This window comes from Streptomyces racemochromogenes (genome assembly GCF_044129415.1).
Classification (GTDB): Bacteria; Actinomycetota; Actinomycetes; order Streptomycetales; family Streptomycetaceae; genus Streptomyces; species Streptomyces racemochromogenes_A.
Window position 1 is genome coordinate 1 of record NZ_JBBDHD010000243.1, and the last position, 4,743, is coordinate 4,743.

Sequence of the window (4,743 nt, forward strand, 5' to 3'; positions counted from 1 at the left end):
ACCACCGACGCCCGCCACCGCGCGGACGCCAAGAGCGCACTCATCACCCTCGTCGAACACGCCCTCATGGCACGGCTCAAGTAACGGCCGTTTCCACGCGATACGCGGAGGCGGGCTGTGTCATGGAACACGGCCCGCCTCTGGTGTTCATAACGTTTCGACAGAGAATTGCCCCGCGGCCGGACACGGCGCGCGTTCGCGCGGTGCCGCTGTGCGCACAACTGGCCCCGTTTTTGCCGCAGCTCGCTCTTTATGTCCGTTTTATGTGGGACGTAAGGCTCTGGGAATGGCCTCTTTCAACTGTTTGGAACACGGCGCTTCATCGTGCTGGAATTCAACGAACTAGCTAGTAGCACCGCCGAGAGGTTGTTGGTCGAGTGAGGCGAAGCAACTCAAGCCCCGCGGATGAACCCGCGCGCGGCAACTTCACCCCGCCGCCGCGCGCGGCCACGTCGTCCGTCGACGTGCCCGTGGAACCACCGTCCGGTGGTGGCAGCACCAGCAAGCTCTCCCCGCGCAACTGGCGCGTGCCGACGCGTCTGAACGCCATCCTGCTCGTGCCCGTCCTCGTCGGACTGGTCATGGGCGGCTTCCAGGTGAAGGGCTCGATCGACACCTGGAACGAGGCGAAGGACGCGGAGAAGACCGTCCGCATCGTCCAGGCGGCGGCCGAATACGGCCAGGCCCTCCTCAACGAACGCGACCTCAGCGCGGAGCCGCTCCTCAAGGGCGAGCGCAGCAACGAGGCGGTCACCAAGGCGTACGCGGCCACCGACGCGGCCAAGGCCAAGTTCGCGACGGCCGTGAAGGACATGCCCAAGAAGCAGGGCCTGGAGCGCCGCCTGGAGCTCTTCCGCCAGGAGGAGCCCAAGCTGGAGCAGGTCCGCAAGACGGCCTACGCCGTCCCGGAGACCGCCAAGAAGAACCCCCCCTCCCAGCTCGGCCCGGTGCCGACCGAAGAGGGCTACGTGCTGGTCCAGCACTACCTGATGCAGTTCTCCAACGAACTGGGCCTGGGCACCGGAAACGTCACCAGCTACGGCCGCATGGTCTACGCGGTCGAGCTGGCCAAGGCCGCCAACTCGCTCCAGCGCTCCATCGGCACGCACCTGCTGGTCCGCCCGAACGAGGACGAGAGCGTCCGCAAGGCCCAGCTCGTCGCCTTCTCCTCCTACGCCTACCTCGAAGAGATCGCCGCCGGCGAGTACGTCGCCGCCGGCACCGAGGAGGACACCAAGCGCCTCCAGGAGGTCATGGGCAAGAAGTCCCAGGAGGGCGCCGCCAAGCTCGCGCAGGCCAAACAGGCCGCAGAGCAGGCCGGTACGCCCTTCAAGGCCCCGCCCGTGGTGAACGGCTCCGCCCTCACGGGGATGACCGAGGCGATAGCCGGCGGCGAGAAGCCCGCCAAGCTCGCCCTCATCGGCGTCACCCCGCAGGCCTGGCAGCAGGCCGCCACCGCCAAGTTCGACGGCTACGCCGAGGTCGAGCAGGAGCTCCTGGAGAAGGCCGTCAAGGACACCGTCGCCGTGTCCGACGAGGCCCAGCGCGACGCCATCCTGACCGGCGCCATCGTGGTCGTGGCCCTCCTCGCCGCGTTCATCCTGGCCGCGCTGATGGCCCGCCAGATGAGCCGCTCGATGCTCCGCCTGCGCACCTCCGCCTTCGACGTCGCCGAGCAGCGCCTGCCGATGCTCGTCGACCAGCTCTCGCGCACCGACCCGGGCAAGGTCGACACCCGCGTGGAGCCGATCCCGATCAACTCCAGGGACGAGATCGGCGAGGTCGCCCGCGCCTTCGACCAGGTCCACCGGGAAGCGGTCCGGCTCGCCGCCGAGCAGGCGCTCCTGCGGGGCAACGTCAACGCGATCTTCACGAACCTCTCCATGCGCAACCAGTCGCTGATCGAGGGCCAGCTGACCCTCATCACCGACCTGGAGAACAACGAGGCCGACCCGGACCAGCTGGAGAACCTCTTCCGCCTGGACCACCTGGCCACCCGTATGCGCCGCAACGGCGAGAACCTCCTCATCCTCGCGGGTGAGAACCCGGGCCGCCGCTGGGACCAGCCGGTTCCCCTCGTCGACGTGCTGCGCGCCGCCTCCTCCGAGGTGGAGCAGTACGAGCGCATCGAGCTCTCGGGCGTCTCCGAGGCCGAGATCCACGGCCAGGCCGTGACCGACCTCGTGCACCTGCTCGCCGAGCTGCTGGAGAACGCCACCACGTTCTCCTCCCCCCAGACCAAGGTCCGGGTCAACGCCACGCGTCTGCCCGACGGCCGCGTGATGATCGAGATCCACGACAAGGGCATCGGTCTCACCGCCGAGGACTTCGCGGACATCAACCACAAGCTGGCCAACCCGCCGACCGTGGACGCGGCGATCTCCCAGCGCATGGGCCTGTTCGTGGTCGGCCGGCTGGCGGACCGCCACAACATCCGCGTCCAGCTGCGCCCCTCGGGCGAGCAGGCCGGCACCACCTCGCTGATCATGCTCCCCGACGCCATCACCCACGGTGGCGGTGGCGAGGGGATCCCGGACGACGACTTCACCGTCTCCTCGATCATCCCCGAGCAGCAGGCCCAGCAGGCCGCCCCGCTGCGCACCGCCGCCGAGCTCGGCTTCGACGACTCCCGCTACGAGGCCCAGGGCGGCCAGGGCGGCGAGGAGAAGCCGGTCGACCCGGTCGTGCGTTCCCTCGGCCGCGAGGAGCGGCGGGCGGCCCTGGAGGCGCAGCTCAACTTCGGGCAGGAGCAGGACGGGCAGCCCGCGCAGCAGCAGTACGCTGCCGAGGGCTATCCGGAACCCCAGCCGGAACACGCGTACCAGCCGTACCAGGAGTACGAGCAGCCGTCCCCGCAGGGCTATGAGGCCCCGTACGAGGAGCAGGCGCAGCAGCAGTCCTACGAGGCGTTCCCGGAGCAGGGCTATGCCTATCCGGAAGTCGGCTATCAGGACCCGCAGCAGCCCGCACAGGCGTACGAGGGTGGCTACGCGGAGCAGTCCCCGCAGGCCGCATGGCCCGAGCAGAACACCTACGCGGAGTCCTACCAGCAGGACTACGGGAACGAATCGGAATCCCCGGCCGCTCCCGAACCGGCCCTGGACCGCGTAGGCTTCGACCGTCCGGGCGCCGCTGCCGACACCGGTCACGAGTTGACCGGAGCGGGCCTGCCGCGACGTGGCAGCCAGCAGCAGTGGGGTTCGGGCCGGAAGGAAGCGGAGCCCACCGGTTCCCTCTTCGACCACCGGCCGCAGCGACAGCAGCAGCCCGCGGAGCCGAAGGGGGCTCCGGAGGACGAGGCGGCCGGCGGGGGCTGGCGTTCGACGAACGACGAGCGCTGGCAGCAGGCCGGCAAGCTCCGTGAGCCGAAGGCGGGCGGGGTCACCTCGTCCGGTCTCCCTCGGCGGGTGCCCAAGGCCAACCTGGTCGAGGGCGCTGCGGAGACGACCCCGCAGGGCGGCCCCCAGGTCTCCCGCGCCCCGGAGGACGTGCGCGGCAGGTTGAGCAACCTGCGCCGCGGTGTCCAGCAGGGACGCAGCGCGGGTTCCGAGCAGTCAAGTAACAGCTATGACCAGGAGCGTTAGTGTGAGCGCGATGAGCCAGGCGGCGCAGAACCTGAACTGGTTGATCACCAACTTCGTGGACAACACCCCCGGGGTGTCCCACACGGTGGTGGTCTCCGCCGACGGCCTTCTGCTGGCGATGTCCGACGGATTCCCGCGCGACCGCGCCGATCAGCTGGCGGCCGTGGCCTCCGGTCTGACCTCGCTGACCGCCGGAGCCTCCCGCATCTTCGAGGGCGGCGCCGTCAACCAGACCGTGGTGGAGATGGACCGTGGGTTCCTCTTCCTCATGTCGGTCTCCGACGGGTCCTCCCTCGCGGTGCTCGCGCACCCCGAGTGCGACATCGGCCTCGTGGGCTACGAGATGGCCCTCCTCGTGGATCGCGCGGGCAACGTCCTCACCCCGGACCTGCGCGCGGAGCTCCAGGGAAGCCTTCTCAACTAGCAAACAAGCAGTGCGTTTCCCGTCACCGCACCGTAAGGTGCGGTGGCGCGGTGCCACAGGGAGTACTGCGTTCTTGGAGTCGGAGGAGGAAACGTGACAACACCCGGAGGACATCCTTATGGCGGCCAGCAGCCGCAGGGTGGGCACGACCAGAACCGCTTCAACTTCCCCTCCGCTCCCAGCCGGCCCATGCCGGAGCAGACCCCCTACGCACAGCAGCCGTACGGCCAGCCTCAGCAGCCACAGGCGCCCCACCGGTTTCCGCAGCAGCCCCCTCGGGCCGCGCAGCCGCAGGCTCCCAAGGCGCACAACCCGCTGGTGCGTCCGTACGCGATGACCGGCGGCCGGACCCGGCCGCGCTACCAGCTCGCCATCGAGGCGCTGGTCAGTACCACGGCGGATCCCGCGCGTCTGCAAGGGCAGTTGCCCGAGCACCAGCGCATCTGCCGCCTGTGCCAGGAGATCAAATCCGTCGCGGAGATCTCGGCACTTCTCTCCATTCCTCTTGGTGTCGCCCGCATCCTCGTAGCCGACCTGGCGGAGGCGGGCCTTGTCGCCATTCACCAGCCCGGCGGCGACGAGTCTGCCGGCGGCCAGCCAGATGTGACACTGCTCGAAAGGGTGCTCAGTGGACTTCGCAAGCTCTAACGGCGGAGCGGCTCGCTCCACCACCTCCGCGAAGATCGTGGTGGCGGGCGGCTTCGGCGTGGGCAAGACCACGTTCGTCGGCGCGGT

Annotated in this window: 3 protein-coding genes and 2 pseudogenes; all 5 read left to right on the forward strand. The window is 69.3% G+C overall.

Features of this window, described 5'->3' with window-relative positions:
* Positions 1-84 (forward strand): annotated as a pseudogene (locus tag WDV06_RS36240) (ATP-binding protein); the annotation flags it as partial.
* Between the two features lie 293 nt (positions 85-377).
* The gene (locus WDV06_RS36245) at positions 378-3,584 is read left to right on the forward strand and encodes a sensor histidine kinase (RefSeq protein WP_395514063.1); all 3,207 of its coding nucleotides are present in this window, start codon (positions 378-380) and stop codon (positions 3,582-3,584) included.
* Positions 3,585-3,594: 10 nt separating this feature from the next.
* Entirely contained in the window at positions 3,595-4,008 is a 414-nt protein-coding gene (locus WDV06_RS36250; RefSeq protein WP_079431971.1) for a roadblock/LC7 domain-containing protein, read from the forward strand.
* Between the two features lie 93 nt (positions 4,009-4,101).
* Entirely contained in the window at positions 4,102-4,656 is a 555-nt protein-coding gene (locus WDV06_RS36255; RefSeq protein WP_395514064.1) for a DUF742 domain-containing protein, read from the forward strand.
* A pseudogene (locus tag WDV06_RS36260) lies at positions 4,637-4,743 on the forward strand (ATP-binding protein); the annotation flags it as partial. The gene WDV06_RS36255 and the pseudogene WDV06_RS36260, both read left to right, overlap by 20 nt.